We start from the raw sequence: 13546 nt of genomic DNA, 5'->3' as shown, positions 1-13546 counted from the left end.
GGGGTTCATTCTGCCGCACCGTCCCGGACGCGCCGCAGCCGCGCTGCCCGGTGCAGCACGCGGGACAGCTCGTCGATCGCGTACGGCTTTTGCACGAGATCGAGACCGAGGCTTCCGTCCCGGGACAGCGCCTCGCTGTAGCCGGTGGTCAGCACGACCGGCACGCCGATGCCGCGGTCGCGGATCGCCTGCGCCAGATCGAGCCCGGTCATATCAGGCATCACGATGTCGGAGAACACCACGTCGAAACGATCTGCGTCCATGACCAGCTCGGCAAGCGCGTCGGTTGCGTTGTCGACCAGCGTGATGCTGTAGCCGAGCTCGGTGAGGCCGTCGGCGGCGAAGTTCGCAAGCTCGATATTGTCCTCGACCACGAGCACCGACATGCCGTTGCCGGCCACCGCCGGGGCCGTGCTCGGCGCCTGCCGCTGCGGCAGCAGATCCGCCGGCACGCGGGGCAGATAGAGCGAGAAGGTGCTGCCGTGTCCCACCTCGCTCGTGACCGTCACCTCGCCGCCGGATTGCCGGGCGAAGCCGAACACCTGCGACAGGCCGAGACCGGTGCCGTGGCCGACCTGCTTGGTGGTGAAGAACGGCTCGAAGATGCGCCCGAGACGCGCGGCGGGAATCCCTGTGCCGGTGTCGCTGACGGCGATGCCGACGAAGCCATGCTTGCTTCCAAGGTCATGGTTGCCGGTAAGGTCACGGCTGCTTGAGACAGGCGCCAGCGTGTCGGGAATGGTCGTCGCGGCCTCGACCTCGAAGATGATCCGGCCCTTGCCGTGCATGGCATCGCGCGCATTGGTCGCCATGTTGATCAACGCCGTCTCGAACTGGCTTGCATCGGCATTGACGAGGCAGGGCTCGGCCGGCAGCCGAATCGCGATTTCGATCGCGGGTCCGAGCAGCGTCGCCAGCATGTCGTGCAGCGACTGGATCCGGGCGCCGACGTCGAACACTTCGGGCTTCAGGGTCTGGCGCCGCGCAAAGGCGAGCAGCTGCGAGGTCAGCCTGGCCGCGCGCGCCACCGCGTCAGCGATGGCGGTGATGTAGCGCTGGCGTCGTTCCTCGCTCAGTTGCGGCCGATTCAACAGGTCGACCGAGGCGCGGATCACGGTCAGCAAATTGTTGAAGTCGTGCGCGACGCCGCCCGTGAGCTGTCCGAGCGCCTCCAGGCGCTGGCTGTGCTTGAGCGCCTCCTCGGCCTCGCGCCGCGCTGCGGCCTCGGCCTGGAGATGCTGCGTGCGCCGGATCGCCAGCGCCAGCAGCAGGAACAGGAGCGCGGTGGCGGGAATGCCGAACACCAGATGCTGGCCCATGGTGGCGAACCAGTGCGCCCGGATCGCCGAGGTCTCGAGCCCCGCGCTGACATAGATCGGATATTCGGCAATGCGCCGGTAGCCGACGCGCCGCTCGATGCCGTCCGAGGGCCATGCGACGGTCATGAGGCCGTGCTCGGGGCGAGCGGAGATGTTCCGGCCGACCGGGCCGTTCGGGTCGAGCCGGAAGTCGCCGTCGAGCCGCGGAAAATGCGCCAGCACCACGCCGTCGGCGCGTCCCATCGCGAAGAAGCTGCCGGGCTCGGTGCCGATCCTGGCATAGAAGCTCTCGAAATATTCCGGCAGCACCGAGGCCTGGATCACGCCGATGAAACGGCCGTCGTCGGTCTCGCGGCGGCGGCTCACGCCGAAGAAGCGCGCACCCTGATAAGGCGCGCGCGGCGTCAGCGAGGCGCCGATGAATGTGCCGATGGTCTGGTCGGCATGGGCATAGAAATAGTCGCGGTCCGCAAAGCTCAGTGCGGGCGGCGGCGAGGCGAGGCTGTTGACCAGCGACGTTCCGTCCGCGTCGAAGATCCAGGCCGATTTGAGCTGCGGCAGCGAATCGGTGAGCCGCTTCAGGCGCCGGTGCAGCACCGGCTCGCGCGCGCGGATGGTGTCGTCGGGAAGGCCGCGGACCACCTCGTTGAGCTCGGCGAGGCTGCGGTCGATCGTCTCGAACACCTTGAGCGCGTGCTCATGCACGACATCGAGGGTGCGCTCGATCTCCCGGTCGGCGATGTCTTTTGTCGAGGCGTAGGAGATCGTGGAGGCGATCGCGAACAGCGCAATCGGCAGCGCCAGGGATGCAGCCATCATCCACTGCAGCAATTTCAGCGAATTGCGTTGCGCGCCCTGCACGGTCGCTCCGGTCCCCCACCGGAGAGCTTACTTGAATTTCGCGGCGGGAAGGAAGCGGCTTGTGGCCGGAACCGGAGGTTGCAATCCCAAAGAATCGCGCGCGGCGCGCGGCGGCGGAAAAATCCACTCAAATTGACGCCGGCCGTAGCAGACCCCGGCCATCTCGGCCGGGGATCGAAGCATGAACGACGTCTAGACCTGCCGCTCGACCATCTTGAGCTTGAGCTCGGCGATGGCTTCCGCCGGGTTGAGGCCCTTCGGGCAGGCCTTGGCGCAGTTCATGATGGTGTGGCAGCGGTAGAGGCGGAACGGGTCCTCGAGATTGTCGAGACGCTCGCCGGTCGCTTCGTCGCGGGAATCGGACACCCAGCGGTTGGCCTGAAGCAGGGCTGCGGGACCGAGATAACGGTCGCTGTTCCACCAATAGCTCGGGCACGAGGTCGAGCAGCAGGCGCAGAGGATGCACTCGTAGAGGCCGTCGAGCTTCTCGCGGTCCTCGTGGCTCTGGCGCCATTCCTTCTGCGGCGTCGGCGAGGTCGTCTTCAGCCACGGCTCGACCGAAGCGTACTGCGCATAGAAATTGGTGAGGTCGGGAACGAGGTCCTTCACGACCGGCTGGTGCGGCAGCGGGTTGATCTTGACCGCGCCGTCCTTGACGTCGTGCATCGAGCGGGTGCAGGCCAGCGTGTTCTGGCCGTCAATGTTCATGGCGCAGGAGCCGCAGACGCCTTCGCGGCAGGAGCGGCGGAACGTCAGCGACGGGTCGATGTGGTTCTTGATCCAGATCAGGCCGTCCAGCACCATCGGACCGCAGTCGTTGGTGTCGACGTAATAGGTGTCGACGCTCGGATTCTTGCCGTCGTCCGGATTCCAGCGATAGACGCGGAATTCGCGGACGTCAGTCGCGCCCACGGGCTTCGGCCAGGTCTTGCCGCCGGTGATCTTCGAGTTCTTCGGAAGTGCGAATTCAACCATTAGTCCTGCCTCTGGTTTTCCGCGTCACTGCCGGGCTTGACCCGGCGATCCATCGCTTCGGAAAGATGGATGCGCGGGTCAAGCCCGCGCATGACGAGTCTTGATCAATACACCCGCGCCTTCGGCGGGATGTACTGCACGTCGTTGGTCATGGTGTAGTCGTGAACCGGGCGGTAGTCGATCTTGACCTTGCCGGCATCGTCCAGCCAGGCCAGCGTGTGCTTCATCCAGTTCTTGTCGTCGCGCGCCGAAAAATCCTCGCGGGCATGGGCGCCGCGGCTTTCGGTGCGGTTGGCGGCCGAGTTCATCGTCACCACCGCCTGCGCGATCAGATTGTCGAACTCCAGCGTCTCGACGAGGTCGGAGTTCCACACCAGCGAGCGGTCGGACACGGCGATGTCGGTGATGCCGCTGTGGACCTTCTCGATCAGGTTCTGGCCTTCGCTCAAAACCTCGCCGGTGCGGAACACCGCGCAATTGCTCTGCATCACGTGCTGCATGCCTTCGCGCAGCTTCGCGGTCGGCGTGCCGCCGGAGGCGTAGCGGTAATGGTCGAGGCGGCCGAGCGCCAGATCGGACGAGTTTGCCGGCAACTCCGGCTGGCTGGCGTTCGGCGTGAGCTTCTCGGCGAGGCGGAGCGCGGCGGCGCGGCCGAACACGACGAGGTCGATCAGCGAGTTGGAGCCGAGGCGGTTGGCGCCGTGCACGGAGACGCAGGCCGCTTCGCCGATCGCCATCAGGCCGGGGATGATGGCGTTGTCGTCGCCGTCCCTCTTGGTCAGCACTTCGCCGTGATAGTTCGTCGGGATGCCGCCCATATTGTAGTGCACGGTCGGCACGATCGGGATCGGCTCGCGCGTCACGTCGACATTGGCGAAGATCTTTGCGGATTCGGAGATGCCCGGCAGGCGCTCGGCGAGCACCGCGGGATCGAGATGGTCGAGGTGAAGGAAGATGTGGTCCTTCTTCTTGCCGACGCCGCGTCCCTCGCGGATCTCGATGGTCATCGCGCGCGAGACGACGTCGCGCGAGGCGAGGTCCTTTGCGGACGGCGCATAGCGCTCCATGAAGCGCTCGCCCTCGGCGTTGACGAGATAGCCGCCTTCGCCGCGGGCACCTTCGGTGACGAGGCAGCCCGAGCCGTAGATGCCGGTCGGGTGGAACTGCACGAACTCCATGTCCTGCATCGGCAGGCCTGCGCGCAGCACCATGCCGCCGCCGTCGCCGGTGCAGGTGTGCGCCGAGGTGCAGGAGGCATAGGCGCGGCCATAGCCGCCGGTCGCCAGGATCACGGTCTGGGCGCGGAAGCGGTGCAGCGTGCCGTCGTCGAGCTTGAGGGCGATGACGCCGCGGCAGGTGCCCTGGTCGTCCATGATCAGGTCGATGGCGAAGAACTCGATGAAGAACTCGGCCGCGTGGCGCAGCGACTGGCCGTACATCGTGTGCAGCATGGCGTGGCCGGTGCGGTCGGCGGCGGCGCAGGTGCGCTGCGCCTGGCCCTTGCCGTAGTCCATGGTCATGCCGCCGAACGGGCGCTGGTAGATCTTGCCGTCCTCGGTGCGCGAGAACGGCACGCCCCAATGTTCGAGCTCGTAGACCGCCTCGGGCGCGTTGCGCACCATGTATTCGATCGCGTCCTGGTCGCCCAGCCAGTCCGACCCCTTCACGGTGTCGTACATGTGCCAGCGCCAGTCGTCCTTGTGCATGTTGCCGAGCGAGGCCGAGATGCCGCCCTGCGCCGCGACCGTGTGCGAACGGGTCGGAAACACCTTGGTGATGCAGGCGGTACGAAGTCCGGCTTCGCTGCAGCCGACCACGGCGCGCAGGCCCGCGCCGCCGGCGCCGACCACGACGACGTCGTAGGTGTGGTCTTCGATCGGATAGGCCTTGCCGTTGGTGGCGGGAGCGCCATTGCTCTCTGCGGCCGATGTTCCGGTAACCATGGGTTACACTCCGGATGAAAGTTTCAGGATCGCGTAGGTCGAGGCGAGCGCCACGGCGATCGAGAAGAAGTTGTTGAGCATGATCGAGACGAGCTTCAGCTTCTCGTTATGGATGTAGTCCTCGATCACCACCTGCATGCCGATCTTCATGTGCCAGGCGCTGGCGAAGATGAAGAGCAGGAGGATCACCGCGATCGGCAGCGAGCCGAGGATCTGCGCGGCACCGGCCTGGTTGCGGCCGAGCAGCATCATGACGATCACGATCACGGGGATCATCAGCAGCGTCATGGCGACGCCGGTGATGCGCTGGCGCCAGAAGTCGGAGGTGCCGGAATGGGCGGCGCCGAGATTGCGGACGCGGCCAAGCGGGGTGCGCATGCTGCGCTTCGGCGTATCGGTCGCGCTCATCGTCCGCCTCCGATCGCATAGGCGACGATCCAGATCAGCACCGTCAGCACGATGCCGCCGATCAGCGCGCCCCAGGTCAGGGCCTCGCGCTCATTGGCCTTGAAGCCGTAGCCGAGGTCCCAGACGAAATGCCGGATGCCGCTCAGCATATGGTGCATCAGCGCCCAGGTGTAGCCGAACACGATCAGCCGGCCGATGATGCTGCCGGTGAAGGCCTGGACGTGGCCGTAGGCGGCAGGGCCGGAAGCCGCGGCAATCAGCCACCAGGCCAGCAGCAGGGTTCCTGCGTAAAGGGCGATTCCGGTGGCACGATGGACGATGGAAAGCGCCATCGTCAGCGTCCAGCGGTAGACTTGCATGTGTGGTGAAAGCGGTCGTTCGATCCGTGCGGTCATGGGCTTCGATTGCTTTATTGCGGCCCAGCATGGGGCGCGCGGGGATCGCGAGAGGTCGGCTCTATTTACGGAGTCGATTCCGCCTGCGCAATCACCAAATCGCCATAAATCGAACCTCGGTTCAGCGCTATGGCGTTGATGAAACAAGGCCAATCGGGTGCTTGGTATACCAGAGCGCTGGCCTATTCACCAAAAAAAGAATATTGATTCATTCTTTATGATAGCCATCCATGGCCTTTGAAATCGCTGTTGGAACGCCTCTAAACGGACCATCCCGTCCAAACCGATCAAGGCTCGGGCCAGGCGCCCTTCCGAACCGGTCCGCCACCCCACCGCCGCGCCAATTTTGCGGCTTGCCGCGGATATGCACACCCTGCATTCCACCCCAGCCAAGGGACGAGACGTGTCGACCTCGGAAACCGGATCGCCTACAGCTTTCCGCGCAGTTATTTCCGAGCGATGCATCGGACAAGTTGCGACCAGTCGCAGGGGCAGGTCAGGGGTGATTGCAGGACTCGATATCAAGGAAATCGTCGAGCTCGCCCTGCTGCTGATCGCAACGGGTGCGCTCTCGGGATTCCTGGCCGGCGTGTTCGGGATCGGCGGCGGCGCGATTCTGGTGCCGGTGTTCTACGAATGCTTCCGCATCGCCGGTGTGCCGCTCGAGGTCCGCATGCCGCTTTGCGTCGGCACCTCGCTCGCCGTGATCATCCCGACCTCGATCCGCTCGTTCCAGGCCCATTACAAGCGCGGCGCGGTCGACATGGCGATCCTGCGCGGCTGGTGGCTGCCGATCGTGATCGGCGTCGTCGCCGGCAGCGTGGTCGCGCGCCACGCGCCGGAGCGGCTGTTCAAGATCGTGTTCGTCGCCGTTGCCTGGTCAGCCGCACTGCGGCTGATCTTCGCGCGCGAGAGCTGGAAGCTCGGCGATGATTTGCCGAAGGGCGTGTTGATGCGTGCCTACGGCTTCTGCGTCGGCATCCTGTCGACGCTGATGGGCATCGGCGGCGGATTGTTCTCCAACCTGCTGATGACGTTCTACGGCCGTCCGATCCATCAGGCGGTCGCGACCTCGTCCGCGCTCGCCGTGCTGATCTCGATCCCCGGTGCGCTCGGCTATATCTATGCCGGCTGGCCGGCGGCGGCGAACTATCCAGGCGTTGCGGCTCTGCAAGTCCCGTTCGCGCTCGGATACGTCTCGCTGATCGGTGCGGTCTTGGTGATGCCGATGAGTCTGGTGACAGCACCGCTCGGCGTGAGGGCCGCGCATGCAATGTCGAAGCGGACGCTGGAGATGGCGTTCGGGGGCTATCTGTTTATCGTCGGCAGCAGGTTTGTGATGAGTTTATTGGGCGGACAGTAACCGCCGCAAATTCCGTCATTGCGAGCGCAGCGAAGCAATCCAGAGTCTTTCCGCGGAGGGTGTCTGGATTGCTTCGTCGCAAGGGCTCCTCGCAATGACGAGGCGAGAGAGCCGGGCACGCCCCTATTTCTTCGCGTAGATATCCTTGTACGTATCCCGCAGCACGTTCTTCTGCACCTTGCCCATCGTGTTGCGCGGCAGCTCGTCGACGACGAAGACGCGCTTGGGCATCTTGAACTTGGCCAGCCTTCCGTCGAGCGCCTTCAGCACAGCGGCTTCCGTGACATCGACGCCCTTGTTGCAGACCAGCACTGCAGTGACGCCCTCGCCGAAATCGGCATGCGGCACGCCGATCACGGCGGATTCGATCACGCCCGGCATGGCGTCGATCTCGCTCTCGATCTCCTTCGGATAGACATTGAAGCCGCCGGAAATCACGAGGTCCTTGCCGCGGCCGAGAATGTGGACGTAGCCCTTGGCGTCGATCTTGCCGAGATCGCCGGTGATGAAGAAGCCGTCGTCACGGAATTCGGCCTTGGTCTTCTCGGGCATGCGCCAATAGCCCTTGAATACGTTCGGGCCCTTGACCTCGATCATGCCGATCTCGTCGCGCGGCAATTCCTTGGCTGTCTCGGGATCGGTGACACGCACGGAGACGCCGGGCAGCGGGAAGCCGACCGCGCCGGGCACGCGCTCGCCGTCATAGGGATTCGACGTGTTCATGTTGGTCTCGGTCATGCCGTAGCGCTCGAGCACCGCATGTCCCGTCCGCGCCGACCATTCGCGATGGGTCTCGGCGAGCAGCGGCGCGGAGCCCGAGATGAACAGGCGCATGTGCTTTGTGGTCTCGCGCGACAGCGCGGAATTTTGCAGCAGGCGCGTATAGAAGGTCGGCACGCCCATCAGCACGGTGGCGCGCGCCATCAGCTTGATGATCAGGTCCGGGTCGAGCTTCGGCAGGAAGATCATCGCGGCGCGCGCAAACAGCGTCACGTTGGTCGCCACGAACAGGCCGTGGGTGTGGTAGATCGGCAGCGCGTGGATCAGCACGTCGTTGTCGGTGAAGCGCCAGTAGCCGACCAGGCTCAGCGAGTTCGACGCCAGATTGTCGTGCGTCAGCATCGCGCCCTTGGAGCGGCCGGTGGTGCCTGACGTGTAGAGGATCGCGGCAAGATCGTCGTTTGCCCGCGGCACCGTCGCGAATTCGCTGCTGGCCTTGTCGGCTGCTTCCGTCAGCGAGCCCTTGCCGTCGGGTCCGAGCGTCTCGACCCTGGCCTTCACCTTGGCGGCGATCGGGGCGAAGCCTTCCGCCTTGGCCGGATCGCAGACCACCAGCGACGGCTCGGCATCGCCGATGAAGTAATCGAGCTCGTTGAGCGTATAGGCGGTATTGAGTGGCAGATAGACCGCGCCGGCCCGCACGGTCGCCAGATACAGCACGATGTTGGTGACCGATTTCTCCACCTGCACCGCGACGCGGTCGCCCGGCTTCACGCCGCGCGCGACCAGCACATTCGCCATCTGCCCGGCCCGGGCGATCAGATCGCCATAGCTGATGCGGGCGCCGTCATGGGTCTCGATCGCGAGGCGTTTGGGATCGTCCAGGCCGTCGAACAGGCGGGAAAACAGATTGGCGTTGGCTGCTTGGTTCATGCAAGATTTCCTCGACCGCAAGGCTCGTCAGACAAGGCTCATCAGACAAGGCCGGTCAAAACCGAGGGCTGGATTAGCAAAAACCGCCCCGATGAAGCAACGGAGACAGTTTGCATGACAAAAAACGGGAAACGGGTGGCCTGGGTGACAGGCGGGGGCAGCGGGATCGGGGAAGCCGGCGCCGAGGCGCTGGCGGCCGACGGCTGGACGGTGGTTGTCTCGGGCCGCCGCAAGGACGCCCTGGAGACCGTGGTCGCCAAGATCACCGGGGCGGGCGGGGCGGCCGAGGCCATCGCGCTCGACGTGTCGGTCGCGGCCGAGGTCCAGAAGGCGGCCGATCAGATCGTCGCCAGGCACGGCCGGATCGACCTGCTCGTCAACAATGCCGGCATCAATGTCCCCAAGCGGAGCTGGAAGGACATGGAACTGGAGGGCTGGGACAGACTGGTCCAGGTCAATCTCAACGGCGTGCTCTATTGCATGCGCGCGGTGCTGCCGACGATGCGCAAGCAGCAGGACGGCTCCATCATCAACGTCTCGTCCTGGGCCGGCCGCCACGTCTCGAAGATGCCGGGCCCGGCCTACACCACCACCAAGCATGCGGTGCTGGCGCTGACCCATTCCTTCAACATGGACGAATGCGTCAACGGCCTGCGCGCCTGCTGCCTGATGCCGGGCGAGGTCGCGACGCCGATCCTGAAGCTGCGCCCGGTGGTGCCGAGCGCGGAGGAGCAGGCAAAGATGCTGCAATCCGAAGATCTCGGCCGCACCATCGCGTTCATCGCCTCGATGCCGCCGCGCGTCTGCATCAACGAGCTGCTGATCAGCCCGACGCATAATCGGGGGTTCATCCAGACGCCGCACAACAGGGATTGAGGGCAGGCGGGATCCTCCAAGCTCGTCATTGCGAGCGAAGCGAAGCAATCCAGAGATGTTTCCGCAGAAGCAGTCTGGATTTCTTCGTCGCCTTGCCCCTCGCAATGACGGCCCCCACGAACGTCCCCCCGCTTAGTTTCACTCATCACGATAAATTATTGTTCGAAACCGCTTCGCTAAACCTCCCGTAGTTCGGTCAACGACGCGCTACTGCCTCACGTCAAACTGTCGCAGGCGCCGTTGTTGCCCAACGCAAACGCCGGCAAATCGCCGGTCACAATTCAATCGGGAGACCCTCCATGTCGAAGCGTATTGCCTATCTCGCTGCCGCCGCTTTCAGCGCGCTGGCCATCACCGCGACCGTCGTTGCGCCCGTTCGTGCCGAGGAGAAGACCGTCATGGTCGGCGGCGCCGCGATGTTCCCGTCCAAGAACATCGTCCAGAACGCGGTCAACTCGAAGGATCACACCACGCTCGTGGCGGCGGTGAAGGCGGCCGGCCTGGTGCCGACGCTGGAAGGCAAGGGCCCGTTCACGGTGTTTGCGCCGACCAACGCCGCCTTCGGCAAGCTGCCGGCCGGCACCGTCGACAATCTGGTCAAGCCCGAGAACAAGGCGACGCTGACCAAGATCCTCACCTACCATGTCGTGCCCGGCAAGCTCGAGGCCTCCGACCTCACCGATGGCAAGAAGCTGAAGACCGCCGAGGGCGAGGAGCTGACGGTGAAGAAGCAGGACGGCAAGGTCTGGATCGTCGACGCCAAGGGCGGCACCTCGATGGTGACGATCTCCAACGTCAACCAGTCGAACGGCGTCATCCATGTGGTCGACACCGTGCTGATGCCGGCGACGTAAAACCGCGCGATCCTGTTTCATCCCCGTCAGGATGCGACGAAAACGGCGAGCCGGGGGTGCCCGGCTCGCTTTTTTGTGACCACCATAGCCCGGCGATATCGATTCGATGCCGCGCGGGGCGTAACGAAAGCGGAAGCATCGGCGTATAATTGCTGTCAGACGACGTTCAGGACGGAACCATCATGTCGAGCCTCACAGCCACCGACGAGCAGGTCAGCGCCACCCCGGCCAAGATCATCCAGCCGGCCTGGGTCCGCGTCATGCACTGGATCAACGCCTTTGCCATGATCCTGATGATCCTGTCGGGCTGGCAGATCTACAACGCCTCGCCGCTGTTCGGCTTCAGCTTTCCGCGCGACTACACGCTGGGCGGCTGGCTCGGCGGCGGCCTGCTCTGGCATTTTGCGGCGATGTGGCTGTTGATGATCAACGGCCTCGCCTATCTCGTCACCGGCTTCGCCACCGGCCGCTTCCGCAAGAAATTGCTGCCGATCACCCCGTCGGGCGTGCTCCACGACGTCAGGGCTGCCCTGACCTTCAAGCTCGGCCATGACGACCTCACCGTCTACAATTACGTGCAGCGGACGCTCTATGCCGGCATCATACTGGTCGGCGTGCTGATCGTGCTGTCGGGGCTGGGGATGTGGAAGCCCGTGCAGCTGCACTGGCTCGTGAGCCTGTTCGGCGACTATCCGACCGCGCGCTACGTCCATTTCTTCTGCATGGCCGCGATCTGCGCGTTCCTCGTCATTCATGTCCTGCTCGCGCTGCTGGTGCCGAAGAGCCTGCGTGCGATGATCATCGGCCGTTGAGCGGAGGGAGAACCATGGCCAAGCGTTCATTCCTGATCCCCGGCGTCGACAAGCGGCTGCTGATCAAGGACTCCATCAAGACGATGCCGGATGTCAGCCGCCGCCGCTTCATCGCGGGCGGCGCCAGCCTGGGCGCGCTGACGCTGCTCACCGGCTGCGACGTGATCGACTCGTCCTCGGCCGAGGAGATGCTGAAGAGTGTCTCGAAGTTCAACGACGCCGTGCAGGATTTCATCTTCAATCCCGACGCGCTGGCGCCGACGTTCCCGGAGAGCGCGATCACGAAGCCGTTCCCGTTCAACGCCTATTACGATCTCGACGATGCGCCCGAGGTTTCGGCCGCCGACTGGAAGCTCGAGGTGCGCGGCCTCGTCGACAACAAGAAATCCTGGACGCTTCCGGAATTGTACAAGCTGCCGCAGGTCACCCAGATCACCCGTCACATCTGCGTCGAGGGCTGGAGTGCGATCGGCAGCTGGACCGGCACGCCGCTGCGCGACTTCCTCAAGCTGATCGGCGCCGACACCCGCGCGAAGTATGTCTGGTTCCAGTGCGCCGACAAGGACGGCTACAATTCGCCCCTGGACATGCGCAGTGCGCTGCATCCGCAAACGCAGATGACGTTCAAATACGCGAACGACATCCTGCCGCGCGCTTATGGTTTTCCAATGAAGATCCGCGTGCCGACAAAACTCGGCTTCAAGAACCCGAAATACGTGGTCTCGATGGAGGTCACCAACGACTACAAGGGCGGCTATTGGGAAGACCAGGGGTACAATTCGTTCAGCGGCAGCTAGCTGTAGTCCCGGCCTTCGCCGGGACGACACCGTTTATGCTGAAACTTTCGGCCCCACCTTCCGCTGGCATAGCGCCGCAACCGCCCCCAGCGCCAGCAGCGCCGCCGACACATTGAGCGCATAACTCAAGCTCCCCAGCGCATCCGTAATGGCGCCGACCACGATCGGGCCGAGCGTCTGGCCGACGCCGAACGAGATCGTCATCGCCGCGATCGCGGTCGGCCACCTCTCCGGCGGATAGTTGAAGCGGACGAAGGCGGTGGTCGAGCCGACGACGGCGAAGAAGGCGACGCCGAACACCACCGCCGAGACCGCGAGCCATGCCGGCGAATGCCCGAGCATCGGCAAGGCGGCGCCGAGCGCGTTGGTGCCGAGGATGATGGCGGTGGCGAGGCCGCCGCGATCGAGCGCCAGAACGCCGCGCCAGACCCAGGGCGTGACGAAGGCGCTGAGACCGATCAGGCTCCAGAATGCGGCCTGCGCCGCGGCCCCGCCGCCGCCGTCGCGCACATAGGCGATCATGAAGGTCATGTAGGCGATGTAGCCGGCGCCGAACAGGAAGTAGGCGGCCAGATAAATCAGTATGGGAAGAATCGCGAACGACGCGTGGCTGCCTTCCGAGAAACGCGCGCCGCTCTCGATGCGGGTCAGGAACAGCGGCGCGGTCATGAGCGCCGAGAGCAGCGTCAGCGCCCACCACACCATCCACCACGAGCCCGGCCCGAAATATTGCAGCGTGAACGGGGCGATCAGCCCCGAAGAGAGAATGCCGATGCCGGGGCCGGCATAGAACAGGCTGAGCAGGAAATTGGCCCGCTCGGGGCGCGACTGCGCGATGGTCGCGGCCAGCGCGCCGCCGGCGACGAAGCCCGCGGCGGCGCCCAGGCCGAGCACGAGACGCGCGAGGCTCAGGGCGACGAAATTCCCGGTCAGCGCGCAGGTGGCGAGCGCGGCCACGCAGGCCAGGGTTCCGCCGCGGATCGCGGCCGACCAGCCGACCCGCTGGATCAGCCGGGATGCCACCAGGGCTCCGACGAGGTAGCCGACGGCGTTGATGGTGTTCATGAAACCGGCCGCCGAGTAGGACCAGCCGAGATCCTCCCGCATGTCCGGCAACACCAGCGCATAGGCAAAGCGCCCGATACCGAGCCCGACCGTCGCCGCCAGCGACAGGGTCAGGATCAGCCGCGCGGGGTGTGCGTCGGGCGGGGGGCGGTCAGGTGCGTGCAAGGAGGTACTCCGGCCCGCGCAGTGTGGCAGGCCCCGCCTGCCTTGCACAGCCGCGCCTCG

12 protein-coding genes are annotated in these 13546 nt (G+C 65.0%); 5 read left to right on the top strand and 7 right to left on the bottom strand.

What is annotated here, in order from left to right:
• Positions 1-5: 5 nt before the first annotated feature.
• From JQ572_RS14205 to sdhC, 5 genes are all read right to left on the bottom strand, one after another.
• Positions 6-2180 carry a hybrid sensor histidine kinase/response regulator gene (locus JQ572_RS14205; protein WP_211383666.1) on the bottom strand — a complete coding sequence of 725 codons (2175 nt, stop codon included), beginning with the start codon at positions 2178-2180 and terminating at the stop codon, positions 6-8.
• Positions 2181-2372: 192 nt separating this feature from the next.
• The gene (locus JQ572_RS14200) at positions 2373-3155 is read right to left on the bottom strand and encodes a succinate dehydrogenase iron-sulfur subunit (protein WP_211383665.1); all 783 of its coding nucleotides are present in this window, start codon (positions 3153-3155) and stop codon (positions 2373-2375) included.
• 104 nt (positions 3156-3259) lie between these two features.
• On the bottom strand, positions 3260-5098 hold the full coding sequence (gene sdhA, locus JQ572_RS14195; RefSeq protein ID WP_211383664.1) for a succinate dehydrogenase flavoprotein subunit: 1839 nt from the start codon (positions 5096-5098) through the stop codon (positions 3260-3262).
• A gap of 3 nt (positions 5099-5101) precedes the next feature.
• On the bottom strand, positions 5102-5506 hold the full coding sequence (gene sdhD, locus JQ572_RS14190) for a succinate dehydrogenase, hydrophobic membrane anchor protein (protein WP_211383663.1): 405 nt from the start codon (positions 5504-5506) through the stop codon (positions 5102-5104).
• Positions 5503-5901, bottom strand: a complete 399-nt coding sequence (gene sdhC, locus JQ572_RS14185; RefSeq protein ID WP_211383662.1) for a succinate dehydrogenase, cytochrome b556 subunit — start codon at positions 5899-5901, stop codon at positions 5503-5505. The genes sdhD and sdhC overlap by 4 nt, the downstream gene beginning before the upstream one ends.
• A gap of 502 nt (positions 5902-6403) precedes the next feature.
• Here sdhC and JQ572_RS14180 point away from each other — a divergent pair.
• Positions 6404-7264: a sulfite exporter TauE/SafE family protein gene (locus JQ572_RS14180; RefSeq protein WP_211383661.1), complete on the top strand. Its 861-nt coding sequence runs from the start codon at positions 6404-6406 to the stop codon at positions 7262-7264.
• 123 nt (positions 7265-7387) lie between these two features.
• On the opposite strand, the gene JQ572_RS14175 is transcribed toward JQ572_RS14180, so the two are convergent.
• A complete protein-coding gene (locus tag JQ572_RS14175) occupies positions 7388-8917 on the bottom strand; it encodes a malonate--CoA ligase (RefSeq protein WP_211383660.1) in 1530 nt (509 codons plus the stop codon).
• Positions 8918-9031: 114 nt separating this feature from the next.
• On the opposite strand from JQ572_RS14175, the gene JQ572_RS14170 reads away from it, so the two are divergent.
• The 4 genes from JQ572_RS14170 (at position 9032) to JQ572_RS14155 (ending at position 12256) form a co-directional block, all read left to right on the top strand.
• Positions 9032-9793: an SDR family oxidoreductase gene (locus JQ572_RS14170; RefSeq protein ID WP_211383659.1), complete on the top strand. Its 762-nt coding sequence runs from the start codon at positions 9032-9034 to the stop codon at positions 9791-9793.
• Positions 9794-10092: 299 nt separating this feature from the next.
• A complete protein-coding gene (locus JQ572_RS14165) occupies positions 10093-10647 on the top strand; it encodes a fasciclin domain-containing protein (RefSeq protein ID WP_211383658.1) in 555 nt (184 codons plus the stop codon).
• 182 nt (positions 10648-10829) lie between these two features.
• Entirely contained in the window at positions 10830-11459 is a 630-nt protein-coding gene (locus JQ572_RS14160; RefSeq protein WP_211383657.1) for a cytochrome b/b6 domain-containing protein, read from the top strand.
• Positions 11460-11473: 14 nt separating this feature from the next.
• Complete coding sequence (locus JQ572_RS14155) at positions 11474-12256, top strand: molybdopterin-dependent oxidoreductase (RefSeq protein WP_211383656.1); 783 nt, start codon at positions 11474-11476, stop codon at positions 12254-12256.
• Between the two features lie 33 nt (positions 12257-12289).
• On the opposite strand, the gene JQ572_RS14150 is transcribed toward JQ572_RS14155, so the two are convergent.
• On the bottom strand, positions 12290-13486 hold the full coding sequence (locus JQ572_RS14150) for a YbfB/YjiJ family MFS transporter (protein WP_211383655.1): 1197 nt from the start codon (positions 13484-13486) through the stop codon (positions 12290-12292).
• Positions 13487-13546 lie beyond the last annotated feature (60 nt).

The organism is Bradyrhizobium sp. SZCCT0153 (assembly GCF_018129995.1).
Lineage (GTDB): Bacteria > Pseudomonadota > Alphaproteobacteria > Rhizobiales > Xanthobacteraceae > Bradyrhizobium > Bradyrhizobium japonicum_G.
Note: the sequence above shows the minus strand (reverse complement) of the source record. Positions and strands in the feature narration are given on the sequence as shown.

What these genes read in the sequence shown, in the direction of transcription:
- JQ572_RS14200 (WP_211383665.1), bottom strand. Translation starts at nt 3,155, where the DNA reads ATGGTTGAATTCGCACTTCCGAAGAACTCGAAGATCACCGGCGGCAAG.
- sdhA (WP_211383664.1), bottom strand. Translation starts at nt 5,098, where the DNA reads ATGGTTACCGGAACATCGGCCGCAGAGAGCAATGGCGCTCCCGCCACC.
- sdhD (WP_211383663.1), bottom strand. Translation starts at nt 5,506, where the DNA reads ATGAGCGCGACCGATACGCCGAAGCGCAGCATGCGCACCCCGCTTGGC.
- sdhC (WP_211383662.1), bottom strand. Translation starts at nt 5,901, where the DNA reads ATGACCGCACGGATCGAACGACCGCTTTCACCACACATGCAAGTCTAC.
- JQ572_RS14175 (WP_211383660.1), bottom strand. Translation starts at nt 8,917, where the DNA reads ATGAACCAAGCAGCCAACGCCAATCTGTTTTCCCGCCTGTTCGACGGC.
- JQ572_RS14170 (WP_211383659.1), top strand. Translation starts at nt 9,032, where the DNA reads ATGACAAAAAACGGGAAACGGGTGGCCTGGGTGACAGGCGGGGGCAGC.
- JQ572_RS14165 (WP_211383658.1), top strand. Translation starts at nt 10,093, where the DNA reads ATGTCGAAGCGTATTGCCTATCTCGCTGCCGCCGCTTTCAGCGCGCTG.
- JQ572_RS14160 (WP_211383657.1), top strand. Translation starts at nt 10,830, where the DNA reads ATGTCGAGCCTCACAGCCACCGACGAGCAGGTCAGCGCCACCCCGGCC.
- JQ572_RS14155 (WP_211383656.1), top strand. Translation starts at nt 11,474, where the DNA reads ATGGCCAAGCGTTCATTCCTGATCCCCGGCGTCGACAAGCGGCTGCTG.